Raw genomic sequence first — 17616 nt, forward strand, 5'->3', positions numbered from 1 at the left:
TATAATACCCGCCATCCATGCCACGCTGACGTGGCATCTTTATTTCAGGAGGAGCGATGTCTCAGGTTCAGAGTGGCATTTTGCCAGAACATTGCCGCGCGGCGATTTGGATTGAAGCCAATGTAAAAGGGGACGTGGATGCCCTGCGTGCGGCCAGTAAAGCGTTCATTGATAAGCTGGCGACCTTCCAGGCTACGTTCCCGGAAGCCCACCTCGGTGCCGTTGTCGCCTTTGGCAATAACGTCTGGCGTCAGCTGAGCGGTGGCGAAGGGGCGGAAGAGCTGAAAGACTTCATTCCCTACGGCAAAGGCCTTGCGCCCGCAACGCAGTACGACGTGCTGATCCACATCCTCTCTCTGCGTCATGACGTTAACTTCTCCGTTGCGCAGGCGGCGATAGCGGCCTTTGGCGACAGCATCGACGTGCAGGAAGAAGTGCACGGTTTCCGCTGGGTCGAAGAGCGCGATCTGAGCGGCTTTGTCGACGGAACCGAAAACCCGGCGGGTGAAGAGACCCGTCGTGAAGTGGCGGTGATCAAAGACGGCGTGGACGCGGGCGGCAGCTATGTGTTCGTGCAGCGCTGGGAGCACAACCTCAAGCAGCTTAACCGCATGAGCGTGCATGACCAGGAGATGATGATTGGCCGTACCAAAGAAGCCAACGAAGAGATCGACGGCGATGAGCGTCCGGTCACCTCGCACCTGAGCCGCGTTGACCTCAAGGAAGACGGCAAAGGGCTGAAGATTGTCCGCCAGAGCCTGCCGTACGGCACAGCAAGCGGCACGCACGGCCTGTACTTCTGCGCCTACTGCGCGCGCCTGCACAACATTGAGCAGCAGCTGCTGAGCATGTTCGGCGATACCGACGGCAAGCGTGACGCCATGCTGCGCTTCACCAAACCCGTGACCGGTGGCTACTACTTCGCGCCGTCCGTGGAGCGTCTGCTGGCGCTGTAAAACCGCTCTCCATACGTAAGCCGGGTAAGCGTTAGCGCCACCCGGCAATTTTCCCCGCACCCTTATTCTCTTTTCTGCTTGTAAATCACCAAACGGTATATAAAACCGTTACTCCTTTCATCCCCGTTATAAATATTATGACTATAAGATAGTCATCACATTTATAAGGGTGCGCAATGGCCGTTACTGTACTGAAAAAAGGAACTCTGGCGCTGGCAGGTTTACTGCTGGTGGCACAGGCGCAGGCGACTGAGCTGCTGAACAGTTCATACGATGTCTCCCGCGAGCTGTTCGCCGCCCTTAATCCCCCGTTTGAGCAGCAGTGGGCAAAAGACAATAACGGCGATAAGCTGACCATCAAGCAGTCCCATGCCGGTTCGTCCAAGCAGGCGCTGGCGATCCTTCAGGGGCTGAAAGCGGACGTGGTGACCTACAACCAGGTCACTGATGTGCAGATCCTGCACGATAAAGGCAAGCTGATCCCGGCGGACTGGCAGAGCCGTCTGCCGAACAACAGCTCGCCGTTCTACTCCACCATGGGCTTCCTGGTGCGCAAGGGCAATCCGAAGAATATTCACGACTGGAGCGACCTGGTGCGTTCTGACGTGAAGCTGATTTTCCCTAACCCAAAAACCTCCGGTAACGCGCGTTACACCTATTTAGCGGCGTGGGGCGCGGCGGACAAGGCTGACGGTAACGACAAAGCGAAAACCGAGCAGTTCATGACCCAGTTCCTGAAAAACGTCGAAGTGTTTGATACCGGCGGACGCGGCGCCACCACGACCTTTGCAGAGCGCGGTCTGGGCGACGTGCTGATTAGCTTTGAATCGGAAGTGAACAACATCCGCAAACAGTATGAGGCGCAGGGCTTTGAGGTGATTATCCCAAAAACCAACATCCTGGCCGAGTTCCCGGTGGCGTGGGTGGATAAAAACGTGCAGGCAAACGGCACCGAGAAAGCGGCAAAAGCCTATCTCAACTACCTGTACAGCCCGCAGGCGCAGACCATCATTACCGATTACTACTACCGCGTGAATAACCCGGACGTGATGAACAAACTGAAAGATAAATTCCCGCAGACCGCGCTGTTCCGCGTGGAAGACCATTTCGGCTCCTGGCCTGATGTAATGAAAACGCACTTTGCCAGCGGCGGTGAGTTAGACAAATTGCTGGCGGCGGGGCGTAAGTAATGTTTGCAGTATCGACTAAACGCGTGCTGCCGGGCTTCACCTTAAGCCTCGGGACCAGCCTGCTGTTCGTCTGCCTGATCCTGTTGTTGCCGCTCAGCGCGCTGGTGATGCAGCTCGCTCAGATGAGCTGGGCGCAGTACTGGGAGGTCATCACCAACCCGCAGGTGGTGGCGGCCTATAAGGTGACGCTGCTGTCAGCGTTTGTCGCCTCCATTTTTAACGGCGTGTTTGGCCTGCTGATGGCGTGGATCTTAACCCGCTATCGCTTCCCGGGCCGTACGCTGCTTGACGCACTGATGGATCTGCCGTTTGCACTGCCAACGGCGGTTGCTGGCTTAACCCTCGCGTCGCTCTTCTCCGTGAACGGGTTGTACGGTGAGTGGCTGGCGAAGTTTGACATCAAGGTGACCTATACCTGGCTCGGTATCGCAGTAGCGATGGCCTTTACCAGTATTCCGTTTGTGGTGCGTACCGTGCAGCCGGTGCTGGAAGAGTTGGGGCCGGAATATGAAGAAGCGGCGGAAACGCTCGGCGCCACGCGCTGGCAGAGTTTCCGCAAGGTGGTTCTGCCGGAGCTCTCCCCGGCGCTGATGGCGGGTATTGCGCTGTCGTTTACCCGCAGCCTCGGTGAGTTCGGCGCAGTGATTTTTATCGCCGGGAACATCGCATGGAAAACGGAAGTGACCTCGCTGATGATTTTCATCCGTCTGCAGGAGTTTGATTATCCGGCGGCGAGTGCGATTGCTTCGGTGATCCTGGCGGCCTCGCTGCTGCTGCTGTACTCGATTAACACTCTGCAAAGTCGCTTTGGTCGACGTGTGGTAGGTCACTGATGGCGGAAGTTACGCAATTGAAGCGATACGATGTGCCCCGCATTAACTGGGGGAAATGGTTTCTGATTGGGGCGGGCGTGCTGGTGTCCGCCCTCATTCTCGTCGTGCCGACGATTTATATCTTCGTTCAGGCGTTCAGCAAGGGACTGATGCCCGCGCTGGAAAACCTGGCGAACCCGGATATGCTCCATGCCATCTGGCTGACCGTGCTGATTGCATTGATCACCGTGCCGGTGAACCTGGTGTTCGGTACTCTGCTGGCGTGGCTGGTGACGCGCTTTAACTTCCCGGGACGTCAGCTGCTGCTCACCCTGCTGGATATTCCTTTTGCCGTCTCGCCGGTGGTGGCGGGTCTGGTGTATCTGCTCTTTTACGGCTCCAACGGTCCGCTGGGCGGCTGGCTGGATGCGCATAACCTGCAGATCATGTTTGCCTGGCCAGGCATGGTGCTGGTCACCATCTTCGTGACCTGTCCATTTGTGGTGCGTGAGCTGGTACCGGTGATGTTAAGCCAGGGGAGCAACGAAGATGAAGCGGCGGTGCTGCTGGGCGCGTCAGGCTGGCAGATGTTCCGCCGCGTGACGCTGCCGAATATCCGCTGGGCGCTGCTTTACGGCGTGGTGTTGACCAACGCCCGCGCAATTGGCGAGTTCGGTGCCGTTTCCGTCGTCTCCGGCTCCATTCGCGGTGAAACCCTGTCGCTGCCGCTGCAGATTGAGTTGCTGCAGCAGGACTACAACACCATCGGCGCCTTTACTGCCGCAGCGTTGCTGACGCTGATGGCCATTTTGACCCTGTTTTTGAAGAGTGTGGTGCAGTGGCGTTTAGAAAATCAGGAAAAACGTCAGCATCAGGAGGGAAATCATGAGCATTGAGATTGCCAATATTAAGAAGTCTTTTGGTCGCACCCAGGTGCTGAATGATATCTCGCTGGATATCCCTTCCGGACAAATGGTGGCGCTGCTGGGGCCGTCTGGCTCGGGTAAAACCACGCTGCTGCGCATTATCGCCGGGCTTGAGCATCAGACCAGCGGGCATATCCGCTTCCACGGCACCGACGTGAGCCGTCTGCATGCCCGCGACCGTAAGGTCGGTTTTGTGTTCCAGCACTACGCGCTGTTCCGCCACATGACCGTGTTTGACAACATCGCCTTTGGCCTGACCGTGCTGCCGCGTCGCGAGCGCCCGGATGCGGCAACCATTAAGGCGAAAGTGACTAAATTGCTCGAGATGGTACAGCTGGCTCACCTGGCGGACCGTTTCCCGGCGCAGCTGTCCGGCGGGCAGAAACAGCGCGTGGCGCTGGCGCGTGCGTTAGCCGTTGAACCGCAAATTCTGCTGCTGGATGAACCCTTCGGCGCGCTGGATGCGCAGGTGCGTAAAGAGCTGCGCCGCTGGCTGCGTCAGCTCCATGAAGAGCTGAAGTTTACCAGCGTGTTCGTGACCCACGATCAGGAAGAGGCGATGGAAGTCGCGGATCGCGTGGTGGTCATGAGCCAGGGCAACATTGAACAGGTTGACGAGCCAGAACAGCTGTGGCGTGAACCGGCGACCCGTTTCGTGCTGGAATTTATGGGCGAGGTCAACCGTCTGCAGGGCACCATTCGCGGTGGTCAATTCCATGTCGGGGCGCACCGCTGGCCGCTGGGCTATACCTCCGCGCACCAGGGCCCGGTCGATCTGTTCCTGCGTCCGTGGGAAGTGGACGTAAGCCGCCGAACCAGCCTGGATTCACCGCTGCCGGTGCAGGTGCTGGAAGCGAGCCCTAAAGGACACTACACCCAACTGGTGGTACAACCGCTGGGCTGGTATACCGAGCCGCTGACCGTCGTGATGCGCGATGACGTCCCGCCGCACCGCGGAGAGCGCCTGTTTGTCGGTCTGCAGCATGCCCGTATTTATCACGGAAATGAGCGCATCGAGACGCGCGAGGATATTGCTCTGGCGGAGTCAGCCTGATAGGTTATTAGGATGTTTATCGCCCGGTGGCGCTGCGCTGACCGGGCCTACAGCTAAAACTGCGTCTTGTAGGCCGGGTAAGCGAAACGCCACCCGGCTTTTTTATTGAGTAAAAATCGTGAATACACTCGAACACACCATCGGCAACACCCCTCTGGTCAAACTTCAGCGCATGGGGCCAGCTAACGGCAGTGAAATCTGGGTCAAACTCGAAGGCAATAACCCGGCCGGGTCGGTAAAAGATCGTGCGGCGCTGTCGATGATCGTCCAGGCCGAAAAGCGCGGTGAAATCAAACCCGGCGATGTGCTGATCGAAGCCACCAGCGGCAACACCGGTATCGCTCTGGCGATGATTGCGGCGCTGAAAGGCTACCGTATGAAGCTGCTGATGCCGGACAACATGAGCCAGGAGCGCCGCGCCGCGATGCGTGCGTACGGGGCCGAACTGATTCTGGTGACCAAAGAGCAGGGAATGGAAGGCGCGCGCGATTTAGCATTAGCCATGGCCGAGCGCGGCGAGGGTAAACTGCTCGATCAGTTCAACAACCCGGACAACCCTTACGCCCACTACACCACCACCGGCCCGGAAATCTGGCAGCAGACCGACGGACGGATCACCCATTTTGTCTCCAGCATGGGTACCACCGGCACCATTACCGGCGTGTCGCGTTTTCTGCGCGAGCAGGCGAAAGCCGTCACCATCGTTGGGCTGCAGCCGGAAGAGGGAAGCAGCATTCCTGGCATTCGCCGCTGGCCTGCGGAATATATGCCGGGCATTTTTAATGCGCAGCTGGTGGATCAGGTGCTGGATATTCATCAGCGCGAGGCGGAGAATACCATGCGTGAACTGGCCGTGCGTGAAGGCATCTTTTGCGGGGTCAGTTCGGGTGGCGCGGTGGCAGGCGCGATTCGGGTAGCGCAGGAGAATCCCGATGCCGTTGTGGTGGCGATTATCTGCGACCGCGGCGATCGCTATCTGTCGACCGGCGTTTTTGGTGAAGAGAGTTATTCGCAGGGGGCGGGGATTTAAGCGTCATGGAGATGATTCTATTCCGGGATAACACCCGGGCGCAGCAAACCGACATTGTCGCGGTGCAGTCGCAGGTGGTTTACGGCAGCGTCGGGAACAGTATCGCGGTACCGAATATTCGTACCCACAGGCTGAACGTCACCGCCGTACCGACGGTGCTGTTTAGCAACACACCGCACTATGACACCTTTTACGGCGGGGTGATCCCCGATGAGTGGTTCAGCGGCTATCTGAAAGCGCTGGAAGAGCGCGAGATCCTGCGCGAGCTTAAAGCGGTCACAACCGGCTATATGGGCAGCGCCAGCCAGATTGCCCTGCTGGCGCAGTGGTTGAAGGCGGTTAAAGCGCAGCATCCAGACCTGCTGGTGCTGGTCGACCCGGTTATCGGCGATATCGACAGCGGGATGTACGTGAAGCCCGATATTCCCGAAGCGTATAGGGAGCACCTGCTGCCGCTGGCGCAGGGGATTACGCCAAACGTCTACGAACTGGGAGTCTTAAGCGGCAAACCGTGTCGTACGCCGGAAAGCGCGATTGCAGCAGCACAGGGATTGCTCTCCGACACGCTGAAATGGGTGGCCATCACCAGCGCGCCGGTGGCTGACGATCCGCAAAACATCCACGTGGTGCTGGTCACGCGTGAGGGGGTTACCGTCAGCGCGCATCCACGCGTGGAAACCGATCTGAAAGGAACGGGCGATCTGTTCTGCTCGGAACTGGTGAGCGGCATTGTTGAGGGGAAAACCGTTGCCGATGCCATCCGTATGGCCGGCGATCGGGTGACTGACGTGATGCTGTATACGCAGTCGAAAGGGTATGACGAACTCATCCTCCCCGCATAAACAAAAATGGCGCCCGAAGGCGCCATTTTACTGTGCGGCAAGAATTACTTCTTGATGCGGATAACCGGGGTTTCACCCACGGTGACGCTGCCAGACAGTTTGATCAGTTCTTTGATTTCGTCCATGTTGGAAATAACAACCGGCGTCAGGGTAGACTTGGCTTTTTCTTCCAGCAGTGGCAGATCGAATTCAATGACCGGGTCGCCAACTTTAACACGCTGACCTTCTTCCGCGATACGTTTGAAGCCTTCGCCTTTCAGTTCAACGGTGTCGATACCGAAGTGAACGAACAGTTCGATACCGCTATCAGATTCGATAGAGAACGCATGGTTGGTTTCAAAAATTTTACCGATGGTGCCGTCAACTGGAGCAACCATTTTGTTGCCAGTTGGTTTGATAGCAATGCCATCACCAACGATTTTCTCAGCAAACACTACATCCGGCACGTCTTCGATGTTGACGATCTCGCCGGAGAGCGGAGCAACAATCTCAATAGTTCCGGAGTCTTTCTTATCATCAGAAACCAGAGATTTCAGTTTATCGAACAAACCCATGATCTTCTCCTAAGCAGTAATTTGGGCCGCATCTCGTGGATTAGCAGATTGTTTTTTCTTCAATGAACTTGTTAACCAGCGTCATTAACTCGTCCGTTGTCGGTTGAGCAAGAGCCTGCTCTGCTAACACCTTCGCATCTTCGAAGTTCGTGTTACGGATAATCTTCTTAATGCGCGGGATGGAAATGGCGCTCATAGAGAATTCGTCCAGACCCATACCCAGCAACAGAAGTGTAGCACGTTCGTCGCCTGCAAGCTCACCACACATGCCAGTCCATTTACCTTCTGCATGAGAAGCATCAATAACTTGCTTGATCAAGTTCAGTACGGACGGTGACATTGGCTGGTAGAGATGTGAAATCATATCATTACCACGGTCAACTGCCAGGGTGTACTGCGTTAAATCATTGGTGCCGATACTAAAGAAATCAACTTCTTTGGCTAAATGACGCGCAATGGTTGCCGCCGCTGGTGTTTCCACCATCACGCCGATCTCAATTGACTCGTCAAACGCTTTACCTTCGTCACGCAGTTCCTGTTTGTAGATTTCGATCTCTTTCTTCAGTGCACGCACTTCTTCAACAGAGATGATCATCGGGAACATAATGCGCAGCTTACCGAAAGCGGAGGCACGCAGGATCGCACGAACCTGATCGCGCAGGATCTCTTTACGATCCATGGCGATACGTACTGCACGCCAGCCCAGGAACGGGTTCTCTTCTTTCGGGAAGTTCATGTACGGCAGCTCTTTGTCGCCACCGATGTCCATGGTACGGACGATAACGGCCTGAGAGCCACAGGCTTCAGCCACCGCTTTGTACGCTGCGAACTGCTCTTCTTCAGTCGGCAGGGCGTCACGGTCCATGAACAGGAATTCAGTACGATAGAGACCTACGCCTTCCGCACCGTTACGCTCAGCGCCATCAACGTCGCGAACGGTACCGATGTTTGCGCACACTTCTACCTGATGGCCGTCCAGGGTAATGGCTGGCAGGTCTTTCAGCTTAGCGAGTTCCGCTTTTTCAGTCGCAACCTGCTCCTGAACTGCGCGCAGTTTCTCGATCTCTTCGTTAGTTGGGTTGACGTAAACCAGATTGTTTACGGCATCCAGAATCAGATAGTCACCGTTTTTCACCTGAGAGGTGACGCTACCGGTACCCACGATGGCAGGCAGTTCCAGAGAACGCGCCATGATAGAGGTGTGGGAGGTACGGCCGCCCGCATCGGTGATGAAACCGAGGACCTTTTTCAGGTTCAGCTGTGCGGTTTCAGACGGGGTGAGGTCAGCGGCAACCAGGATCACTTCATCCTGAATCGCGCTCAGGTCGATAATGGCCAGGCCCAGGATGTTGCGCAGCAGGCGCTTACCGATGTCACGTACGTCAGCCGCACGCTCTTTCAGGTATTCATCATCCAGTTCTTCCAGGGCAGTTGCCTGACCTTCGATAACTTCATGGGCAGCCGCGTCGGCCGTCATGCCTTTATCTTTAATCAGGGCTATGATTTCCTGCTCCAGCTCCTCATCTTCGAGCAGCATGATGTGCCCTTCGAAGATGGCTTCTTTTTCTTCACCGAAAGTTTCGCCAGCTTTAGTTTTGATTGCTTCCAGTTGCGCAGATGCCTTGGCACGACCGCTCAGAAAACGTTCAACTTCCTGATCAACCTTGTCGGCAGAAATTTTTTTCCGGTCGATGACGATCTCGTCTTCTTTCAGCAGCAGTGCTTTGCCGAAAGCGATACCCGGGGATGCTAAAATGCCTGAAATCATAACCCTACCTTACTTGTGACTGATATTTAAAAGAACCCGGAAACTTACTCGAGCTCAGCCATCAGTTTTACCAGATGCTCAACTGCTTTCTGCTCGTCTTCACCTTCCGCAGAGATGGTGACTACGGTGCCCTGAGTCAGGCCCAGAGTCTGCAGTTTGAACAGGCTTTTTGCGCTGGCGCTTTTGCCGTTGGAAGTCACAGTGATTTCAGAAGTGAAGCCTTTCGCTTCTTTAACAAACTGAGCAGCAGGGCGGGTGTGCAGACCGTTCGGAGCGGTAATGGTAACTTCTTGCTGGAACATTGTATTTCCCCAACTTATAGGTTTAGTGTTGTGGAACTAAAGTCTAGCCTGGCGACTGAACTTTAGCCTGTATTGTTAGCGCTGACGTTTCGATCGTCATTAAACATTATGCAGCGAAAGCAAGACTTGAACCAAATCATAAAATCGATTCAGCAAGGCTATTTCGTTCACTGATTAATTTCACGCATCAAAATAATTGCTGGTTTAAATACCAGACCCTACGGGGTGAAGCAATGCCAGGAGGGGTAAAAGTTTGAAGCAGGCCACAAAAAAGCACCTGAAAAGGTGCTTTTTTACGCGTTATTAACATGCTGGCATTACTGTTGCAGCTCTTTTTCCGTGAAGAGATCGGCAAACAGTGCGGTGCTCAAGTAACGCTCACCCGAAGAAGGAAGGATAACCACAATATTCTTGTTGGTAAAGGCTTCGTCTTCCTGAAGTTTGAGCGCTGCCGCAACGGCCGCACCGGAAGAGATACCCGCCAGAATGCCTTCTTCATCCATCAGGCGACGCGCGGTAGAGATGGCTTCTTCGTTAGTGATGGTCACCACTTTATCAATAAGCTTCAGATCCAGGTTGCCCGGAATGAAACCTGCGCCAATACCCTGGATTTTGTGCGGGCCTGGTTTAAGCTCTTCGCCTGCCAGCGCCTGGGTGATGACCGGGGAGTCAGTGGGTTCAACCGCAACGGTGATCAGGTCTTTTTTACCTTTTGTGCCTTTAATGTAGCGCGACACGCCGGTCAGCGTACCGCCGGTACCCACGCCGGAGATAAAGACATCAACCTGGCCGTCAGTGTCTTCCCAGATTTCCGGGCCGGTAGTCTTTTCGTGAATTTCCGGGTTAGCCGGGTTGCTGAACTGCTGAAGCAGCAGGTATTTCGCCGGATCGCTGGCCACGATCTCTTCGGCTTTCTGAATGGCACCTTTCATGCCTTTCGCGCCTTCGGTCAGGACCAGGTTCGCGCCCAGCGCTTTGAGCAGCTTGCGGCGTTCAATGCTCATGGTTTCAGGCATGGTCAGCGTCAGTTTATAGCCACGTGCCGCCGCCACATAGGCCAGAGCGATACCGGTGTTGCCGCTGGTCGGTTCCACCAGCTCAACGCCAGGCTTCAGTACGCCACGTTTTTCAGCATCCCAAATCATGTTTGCACCGATACGGCATTTTACGCTGAAGCTCGGGTTACGTGATTCGACCTTCGCCAGAATGCGTCCATTACCGATACGGTTCAGTCGAACCAGGGGCGTATGACCGATAGTCAGCGAGTTGTCTTCATAAATCTTACTCATGGCCTGTCCTTAACTGTATGAAATTGGGATACCGACCCAGCATACCTGTTGAGCAGGTAGGGGGAAGTAAGGAATTCGCATATCTATATACTGCAAGGAAATAATGGGGATCAGTATGGAATAAGGGGCGGCATAAGCCACCCCTGCTTTACACATTTTTGCATTATTTCCATAACGCGTGCTTAGCACGGTAGCAGTCCACCCACATCGCCGTCGCGCCACATACCGCCACCGGCATGATGAACAAATTGAGGAAGGGGATCATCGTGAAGAGGCTGGTGAGGGCGCCGAACTGCATATTGGCGACCTTGCGGGTGCGCAGGGCGGTGCGCATCTCTTTAAACGGCACCTTATGGTTATCGAACGGGTAATCGCAGTACTGAATAGCCAGCATCCAGGCGCTGAAGAGGAACCACAGTACCGGCGCTACCGTCTGGCCAATGCCGGGCACAAAATAGAGGATGAGCAGCACAATCGCCCGGGGCAGGTACCAGACAAATTTCTGCCACTCGCGCTTCATGATACGGGGAAGATCTTTCATGATCCCCAGTATGCCGGTATCCGGTGGCTTCGCTCCGGTCAGGCGTGCTTCCAGCTGTTCCGCCAGCAGGCCGTTAAACGGGGCAGCTATCCAGTTCGCAATCGTTGAGAAGAAGTACCCAAACACCAGCAGCACGGAGATCACCGCCACCGGCCAGAGCAGGTAGTTAAGCCACTGCAGCCAGTCTGGCACATGGCTCATCAGCGACGGGATCCAGCTCTCCAGCTTTGTGAACAGCCACCAGAACGCGCCGCCCATCAGAATAATGTTGATCAGCAGCGGCAGAATGACGAAGCGTCGAATACCCGGCAGGGAGACCAGTTTCCAGCCCTGAGAAAAATACCAGACACCGCTGCGCGGGGGAGAAGAAGATGTTGAAACCATAACCAGGCTGTACTCCTTTTTTCACAACCAGTGGAATTGCCCGCCTATATTATCCACTTACGGACCAATGACCAGTTCGGAAATGTTCGAAAAACCAGCAAAAAGCACGATTTCCTTCATCTTTATGCTGCGAATGCTCTGCACGCACTTGCACTTGACGTAAACGGCAAATACTCTTAGTGAGTAAATGTTTGCCGTGGTGGCAAGGTGTTAGAACAACAGAGAATATAATGATGCAGGATTTGCGTCTGATATTAATCATTGTTGGCGCGATCGCCATAATCGCTTTACTGGTACATGGTTTCTGGACCAGCCGTAAAGAGCGTTCCTCTATGTTTCGCGATCGCCCACTGAAGCGCATGAAGTCCAGTCGTGACGACGATGACAGTGAAGATGACATCGATGGCATCGACGACGACGGCGTGGGTGAAGTTCGTGTTCATCGGGTCAATACTGCGCCCGGCGCGGCTCATGGGGAGCATGAAGCCCCCCGTCCAGCGCAGCACCAGTATCAACCGCCGTATGCTTCTGCTCAGCCGCGCCAGCACGCGCCGCAGCCGGTAGAAGAGCCGGTGCGCCAGCCGCCGCAACAGCCTGTCCATCAGCAGCCTGCACAGCCGCAGCCGGTTCAACAGCAGCCTGTGCAGCAGCCCGTGCAACAACAGCCTGCACAGCCGGTACAACAGCCGCAGCAGCCTGTTCATGTGCAGCCTGCCCCGCAGCCTGCCCCGGCCCCGCACGTTGAGCCTGAGCCTGTTGCAGAGCCTGAACCGGTTGTTGAAAAACCGCAGCGTAAAGAAGCGGTGATCATCATGAACGTGGCCGCACATCAGGGCAGCCATCTCAACGGTGATGTGCTGCTTAACAGTATTCAACAGGCAGGTTTCAAGTTTGGTGATATGAATATTTTCCATCGCCATCTGAGTCCTGACGGTAGTGGCCCGGCGCTGTTCAGCCTGGCCAATATGGTCAACCCTGGCACTTTTGATCCGGAAATGACCGGTGATTTCGTGACCCCGGGCGTCACTATCTTTATGCAGGTGCCGTCCTACGGTGATGAACTGCAAAACTTTAAGCTGATGCTGCAGTCCGCTCAGCATATCGCCGACGAAGTCGGTGGTGTGGTACTCGACGACCAGCGTCGCATGATGACGCCGCAGAAACTGCGCGAGTATCAGGACCGCATCCGCGAAGTGAAGGAAGCCAACGCGTAATCGTCGCGTTTACTTCAACTCCTCCTCAACCCCCGCATGTCGGGGGTTTTTTCTCATTGATGGTGTGATATGGACTCAATCGAACAACAACTCACTGAACTGCGAACCACGCTTCGCCATCATGAATATCTCTATCATGTTATGGACGCGCCGGAAGTCCCGGATGCCGAGTATGACCGCCTGATGCGCGAGCTGCGTGAATTAGAGGCGCAGCACCCGGAACTTATCACCCCTGATTCCCCCACCCAGCGCGTTGGCGCCGAGCCGCTGGGGGCATTCAGCCAGGTACGTCATGAAGTACCGATGCTGTCGCTGGATAACGTTTTCGATGAAGAGAGCTTCCTGGCGTTTAACAAGCGCGTACAGGATCGCCTGAAAAGCAACGACTCTCTGACCTGGTGCTGCGAGCTGAAGCTGGATGGCCTGGCAGTCAGCCTTCTCTACGAAAACGGCGTACTGGTGCGTGCTGCGACCCGAGGGGATGGCACCACGGGGGAAGACATTACCACCAACGTGCGAACCATTCGCGCGATCCCGCTGAAGCTGCAGGGTGACAACATTCCAGCGCGTCTGGAAGTGCGTGGCGAAGTGTTCCTCCCGCAGGCGGGCTTCGAGAAAATCAACGAGGAAGCGCGCCGCACCGGTGGGAAGGTGTTTGCAAACCCGCGTAATGCGGCGGCAGGCTCCCTGCGTCAGCTGGATCCGCGCATCACCGCGAAGCGACCGCTTACTTTCTTCTGCTACGGTGTCGGTATTCTGGAAGGCGGCGAGCTGCCGGATACGCATCTCGGCCGTCTGCTGCAGTTTAAGGCATGGGGGCTGCCGGTAAGCAACCGCGTCCAGCTTTGCGACTCACCGGAGGCGGTGCTTGCGTTCTATCACAAGGTTGAAGAGGACCGTCCGACACTCGGTTTCGACATTGATGGTGTGGTCATTAAGGTAAACTCGCTGGCGCTGCAGGAGCAGCTGGGCTTTGTGGCGCGTGCGCCGCGCTGGGCGGTGGCGTTTAAGTTCCCGGCCCAGGAGCAGATGACCTTTGTGCGCGACGTGGAGTTCCAGGTGGGACGGACGGGCGCCATCACTCCTGTCGCGCGTCTGGCGCCGGTGCAGGTTGCGGGTGTGCTGGTGAGTAACGCCACGCTGCATAATGCCGATGAGATCGAGCGCCTTGGTCTGCGTATCGGTGACAAAGTGGTGATCCGCCGCGCGGGCGATGTGATCCCGCAGGTGGTTAACGTCGTTGAGTCAGAACGTCCTGACGATACGCGCGAAGTTGTCTTCCCGACCCATTGCCCGGTGTGTGGCTCTGACGTTGAGCGTGTGGAAGGTGAAGCGGTGGCGCGCTGCACGGGCGGTTTAATCTGTGGCGCGCAGCGTAAAGAGTCACTGAAGCACTTTGTCTCCCGTCGGGCGATGGACGTCGACGGCATGGGCGACAAGATTATCGACCAGCTGGTTGAGAAAGAGTATGTCCATACCCCCGCGGATCTCTTCAAACTGACCGCGGGCAAGCTGACAGGTCTTGACCGCATGGGGCCAAAGTCGGCCCAAAATGTGGTTAACGCCCTGGAAGCGGCTAAAGAGACCACCTTCGCCCGTTTCCTTTATGCGCTCGGCATTCGTGAAGTGGGTGAAGCGACGGCAGCAGGGCTGGCGGCGTATTTTGGTACGCTGGAGGCGCTGGAAAACGCGAGCATCGACGAACTGCAGAAAGTTCCGGATGTCGGCATCGTCGTCGCCACGCATGTCTTTAACTTCTTTGCTGAAGAGAGCAACCGCGAGGTCATCGGCAAGCTGCTGGCAGAGGGCATCAAATGGCCTGCGCCGGTCGTCGTCAATGCCGAAGAGATCGACAGCCCGTTCGCCGGTAAAACAGTGGTGCTGACCGGTAGCCTGAGCCAGCTTTCACGCGACGATGCGAAAGCGCGTCTGGTGGCGCTGGGGGCAAAAGTGGCGGGCAGCGTGTCGAAGAAAACCGACCTGGTGATCGCCGGGGAAGCCGCCGGTTCTAAGCTGGCGAAAGCCCAGGAACTGGGGATTGAGGTTATCGACGAAGCGGAAATGATGCGTCTGTTAGGAGAGTAAGGTGGAGAAAGAGCAGCTCGTCGAGATCGCCAATACGGAGATGCCGTTCGGTAAATATAAGGGCCGCAGGCTGATTGACCTGCCGGAGGAGTATCTGCTGTGGTTTGCCCGCAAGGATGAATTTCCGGCCGGGCGACTGGGCGAGCTGATGGCTATCACGTTACTGATCAAAACGGAGGGGCTGACCCAACTGGTCCAGCCCCTGAAACGTCCTTAAGCCTTCGCGGCGCGGGTCTCTTCCTGCGCCAGTTTTTCCGTCTGGCGCTTATAGCGACGCGCCAGCACCGCGCAGACCATGAGCTGGATCTGATGGAAAATCATCAGCGGTAGCACCATCATCCCAATCACCGAGGTCGGGAACAGAATGTTGGCCATCGGGATACCGTTTGCCAGGCTCTTCTTCGAACCGCAGAAGACAATGGTGATCTCATCCGCTTTGTTGAATCCGCACTTGCGTGCCACAAAGACGTTCACGGCAATCACAATCGCCAGCAGGATGAGGCTGACTACCACGATAAACAGCAGCGAGCCTGCACCCACCTTGTGCCAGATCCCGTTCACGACCGCTTCACTGAAGGCGGAATAGACCACCAGCAGAATCGACGACTGGTCGGTTTTTGAAATCCATTTCTTGTGCTTTGCCACAAACGCGCCGGTCCACGGTCGGGAGAGATGGCCCAGCACAAACGGCAGCAGCAGTTGCAGGCAGATTTTGCCCACCTGCTCAAGGTTACCTTCCGCGCCGTGCATGTTCATCAGCAGGCCGACCAGCAGCGGGGAGACGAAAATCCCCAGCAGACTGGATGCCGATGCCGAGCAGACGGCGGCCGCTACGTTCCCTCCCGCCAGAGAGGTAAACGCAATGGCGGACTGAACGGTGGCCGGCAAAATACACAGATACAGGAAACCGGTGTAGAGCGCCGGGTCGACGTTAACCGGCGCCCACCAGGCAAACAGCACGCCGAGGATCGGGAAAAGAATAAAGGTGCTGCACATCACCCACAGATGCAGTCGCCAGTGGCTACCGCCGGCGATAATGGCTTCGCGGGAGAGTTTCGCCCCGTGCATAAAGAACAGCAGGGCGATGGCGGCCGTGGTTAGCCCTTCAAAGAACGGGACGAATCCCCCGCGAGCGGGAAAGAAAGAGGCCAGTAAAACGGTAATGACCAGGGTAAGCGTAAACGGATCAACAATACGAAATAGTTTCATAATGACTCCTGAAAACAGATGTCGCTATTGTGCTTTTTTCCATTTGAGAAATAAAATTGATTTATTGCATCCATTCATGAGCGAAACAGATGAATTACTCCTTACGCCAGCTTCGTATTTTCGTTACCGTCGCGCATGCCCGCAGCTTTAGTCGGGCAGGGGAGATGATTGGCCTGAGCCAGTCGGCGGTCAGCCACAGTGTGAAAGAGCTGGAGAATCAGACCGGCGTGAGGCTGCTTGACCGTACCACGCGCGAGGTTGTCCTGACCGAAGCGGGGCAACAGCTGGCTTTGCGCCTCGAACGGCTGCTGGATGAACTGAACAGCACGCTCAGAGACGTCGGGAGACTGGGGCAGCAGCTTTCGGGTACGGTGCGGGTCGCAGCCAGCCAGACAATTTCTGCACACCTTATCCCGCAATGTATCGCAGAGGGCAACCAGCGTTATCCGGATATCGATTTTGTGTTGCATGACAGGCCGCAGCAGTGGGTGCTGGAAAGCATCCGCCAGGGAGATGTGGATTTCGGTATTGTTATCGATCCCGGCCAGGTGAGCGATCTGACGTGTGAGAGCGTGCTTTCAGAGCCTTTTTTACTGCTCTGTCGGGACGACGATCCGCTGGCAATCTTGCCGGAGGTCAGTTGGCAGCGCCTGCAGGGCGCAAATCTGGTATTACAGGACTATGCCTCGGGCAGCCGTCCGTTGATTGACTCCGCGCTGGTGAATCAGGGCGTAACGGCAACGATCGTACAGGAAATTGGTCACCCGGCGACGCTGTTTCCGATGGTGGAAGCCGGAATCGGGATCAGCGTGTTGCCGGCTCTGGCGCTTCCCCTGCCGCAGGGAAGCCGGCTGGCCGTGAAGCGACTCACGCCCGTTGTGGAGAGAAAGCTGATGCTGGTCCGGCGAAAAAATCGTTCCCTCTCGGGGGCCGCCCAGGCCATCTGGGAAGTGGTGCGTATTCAGGCACAGCGATTAACCGAGGCCCGCATACGCGACCCACTGTTTAACGCATCAGAAGATTAGATGTAGATGTCGATCTGATGCGAGTCTGACGGGCTGTTCACACCTTCCACTTTGCCGAGCTTTTGATCCTGTTTCTTCTGCGCCTCTTCTGCCTGCTGGCGCTGCAGCGCGGCGAGCTGCGCCTGCAGCACTTTGATCTGGGTCTGAATCAGTTCCTGCTGCTTTTTTTTCTCATCCGTGCTGCCGGGGCTGTTCGCCAGCTCTTTTAACTGCTGAGTCAGCTTTTTGATCTTATCGAGAATGCGGCTGATTTGCGCGGCGATATCGTTACTGCTGGAAGTACCGCTCCCGCCGCTGATCTGAATAGGTTGGGTTGAAGCCTGAATGGTCGTCATACTTTTTCCTCGCGTTATAAAACAGAGGTATCGGCACCGACGGGATTAGCTTGAGGAAAATGCGGCAGGTTCACATTTTTTATATCGCAGATAGCAAAAA

At 56.0% G+C, this 17616-nt stretch carries 18 protein-coding genes; 11 read left to right on the top strand and 7 right to left on the bottom strand.

Translation table 11 applies throughout. The annotated features are described in order from the left end of the window. The first annotated feature begins 56 nt into the window (after positions 1-56). The 7 genes from LDK53_RS07775 (at position 57) to pdxK (ending at position 6810) form a co-directional block, all read left to right on the top strand. Complete coding sequence (locus LDK53_RS07775; RefSeq protein ID WP_045286559.1) at positions 57-956, top strand: Dyp-type peroxidase; 900 nt, start codon at positions 57-59, stop codon at positions 954-956. Between the two features lie 176 nt (positions 957-1132). Next, positions 1133-2146: a sulfate ABC transporter substrate-binding protein gene (locus LDK53_RS07780; RefSeq protein WP_155031528.1), complete on the top strand. Its 1014-nt coding sequence runs from the start codon at positions 1133-1135 to the stop codon at positions 2144-2146. Continuing rightward, a complete protein-coding gene (gene cysT, locus LDK53_RS07785; RefSeq protein ID WP_045286558.1) occupies positions 2146-2979 on the top strand; it encodes a sulfate/thiosulfate ABC transporter permease CysT in 834 nt (277 codons plus the stop codon). The genes LDK53_RS07780 and cysT overlap by 1 nt, the downstream gene beginning before the upstream one ends. After that, positions 2979-3854: a sulfate/thiosulfate ABC transporter permease CysW gene (cysW, locus tag LDK53_RS07790; RefSeq protein ID WP_025758780.1), complete on the top strand. Its 876-nt coding sequence runs from the start codon at positions 2979-2981 to the stop codon at positions 3852-3854. The genes cysT and cysW overlap by 1 nt, the downstream gene beginning before the upstream one ends. Beyond that, entirely contained in the window at positions 3844-4938 is a 1095-nt protein-coding gene (gene cysA / locus LDK53_RS07795; RefSeq protein WP_023615695.1) for a sulfate/thiosulfate ABC transporter ATP-binding protein CysA, read from the top strand. Before cysW ends, cysA begins: the two co-directional genes overlap by 11 nt. Before the next feature lie 118 nt (positions 4939-5056). Further along, entirely contained in the window at positions 5057-5968 is a 912-nt protein-coding gene (gene cysM, locus LDK53_RS07800) for a cysteine synthase CysM (protein WP_225285293.1), read from the top strand. Between the two features lie 5 nt (positions 5969-5973). After that, positions 5974-6810 (top strand): pyridoxine/pyridoxal/pyridoxamine kinase, encoded by an 837-nt coding sequence (pdxK, locus tag LDK53_RS07805; protein WP_225285295.1) that lies wholly within the window; start codon positions 5974-5976, stop codon positions 6808-6810. A gap of 44 nt (positions 6811-6854) precedes the next feature. Here the strand turns inward: pdxK and crr are convergent, their stop codons facing one another. From crr to cysZ, 5 genes are all read right to left on the bottom strand, one after another. Continuing rightward, on the bottom strand, positions 6855-7364 hold the full coding sequence (gene crr / locus LDK53_RS07810; RefSeq protein ID WP_003861316.1) for a PTS glucose transporter subunit IIA: 510 nt from the start codon (positions 7362-7364) through the stop codon (positions 6855-6857). Between the two features lie 40 nt (positions 7365-7404). Beyond that, positions 7405-9132, bottom strand: coding sequence for a phosphoenolpyruvate-protein phosphotransferase PtsI (gene ptsI, locus LDK53_RS07815; RefSeq protein WP_008501604.1), 1728 nt, complete (start codon positions 9130-9132; stop codon positions 7405-7407). Positions 9133-9176: 44 nt separating this feature from the next. Beyond that, on the bottom strand, positions 9177-9434 hold the full coding sequence (gene ptsH / locus LDK53_RS07820) for a phosphocarrier protein Hpr (RefSeq protein WP_000487600.1): 258 nt from the start codon (positions 9432-9434) through the stop codon (positions 9177-9179). Positions 9435-9751: 317 nt separating this feature from the next. After that, positions 9752-10723, bottom strand: a complete 972-nt coding sequence (gene cysK / locus LDK53_RS07825; RefSeq protein ID WP_014884739.1) for a cysteine synthase A — start codon at positions 10721-10723, stop codon at positions 9752-9754. A gap of 163 nt (positions 10724-10886) precedes the next feature. Then, entirely contained in the window at positions 10887-11648 is a 762-nt protein-coding gene (gene cysZ / locus LDK53_RS07830) for a sulfate transporter CysZ (protein WP_225285297.1), read from the bottom strand. A gap of 230 nt (positions 11649-11878) precedes the next feature. Here cysZ and zipA point away from each other — a divergent pair, with 230 nt between their 5' ends. The 3 genes from zipA (at position 11879) to LDK53_RS07845 (ending at position 15164) form a co-directional block, all read left to right on the top strand. Next, complete coding sequence (gene zipA / locus LDK53_RS07835; protein ID WP_225285327.1) at positions 11879-12862, top strand: cell division protein ZipA; 984 nt, start codon at positions 11879-11881, stop codon at positions 12860-12862. Positions 12863-12931: 69 nt separating this feature from the next. Next, a complete protein-coding gene (ligA, locus tag LDK53_RS07840; RefSeq protein WP_225285330.1) occupies positions 12932-14947 on the top strand; it encodes an NAD-dependent DNA ligase LigA in 2016 nt (671 codons plus the stop codon). Position 14948: 1 nt separating this feature from the next. Beyond that, entirely contained in the window at positions 14949-15164 is a 216-nt protein-coding gene (locus LDK53_RS07845; RefSeq protein ID WP_003861328.1) for a DUF3820 family protein, read from the top strand. Here the strand turns inward: LDK53_RS07845 and LDK53_RS07850 are convergent. Continuing rightward, positions 15161-16156, bottom strand: coding sequence for a bile acid:sodium symporter family protein (locus LDK53_RS07850; protein WP_095441530.1), 996 nt, complete (start codon positions 16154-16156; stop codon positions 15161-15163). The genes LDK53_RS07845 and LDK53_RS07850 overlap by 4 nt on opposite strands. An 89-nt stretch (positions 16157-16245) precedes the next feature. Between LDK53_RS07850 and LDK53_RS07855 the strand changes: the two genes are divergently transcribed. Next, positions 16246-17181 (top strand): LysR family transcriptional regulator, encoded by a 936-nt coding sequence (locus LDK53_RS07855; RefSeq protein WP_095451902.1) that lies wholly within the window; start codon positions 16246-16248, stop codon positions 17179-17181. Here LDK53_RS07855 and LDK53_RS07860 read toward each other — a convergent pair. Next, on the bottom strand, positions 17178-17516 hold the full coding sequence (locus tag LDK53_RS07860; RefSeq protein ID WP_225285332.1) for a FlxA-like family protein: 339 nt from the start codon (positions 17514-17516) through the stop codon (positions 17178-17180). The genes LDK53_RS07855 and LDK53_RS07860 overlap by 4 nt on opposite strands. Between the last annotated feature and the right edge of the window lie 100 nt (positions 17517-17616).

The sequence above is a fragment of the Enterobacter sp. K16B genome, from assembly GCF_020216105.1.
GTDB lineage: Bacteria > Pseudomonadota > Gammaproteobacteria > Enterobacterales > Enterobacteriaceae > Enterobacter > Enterobacter sichuanensis.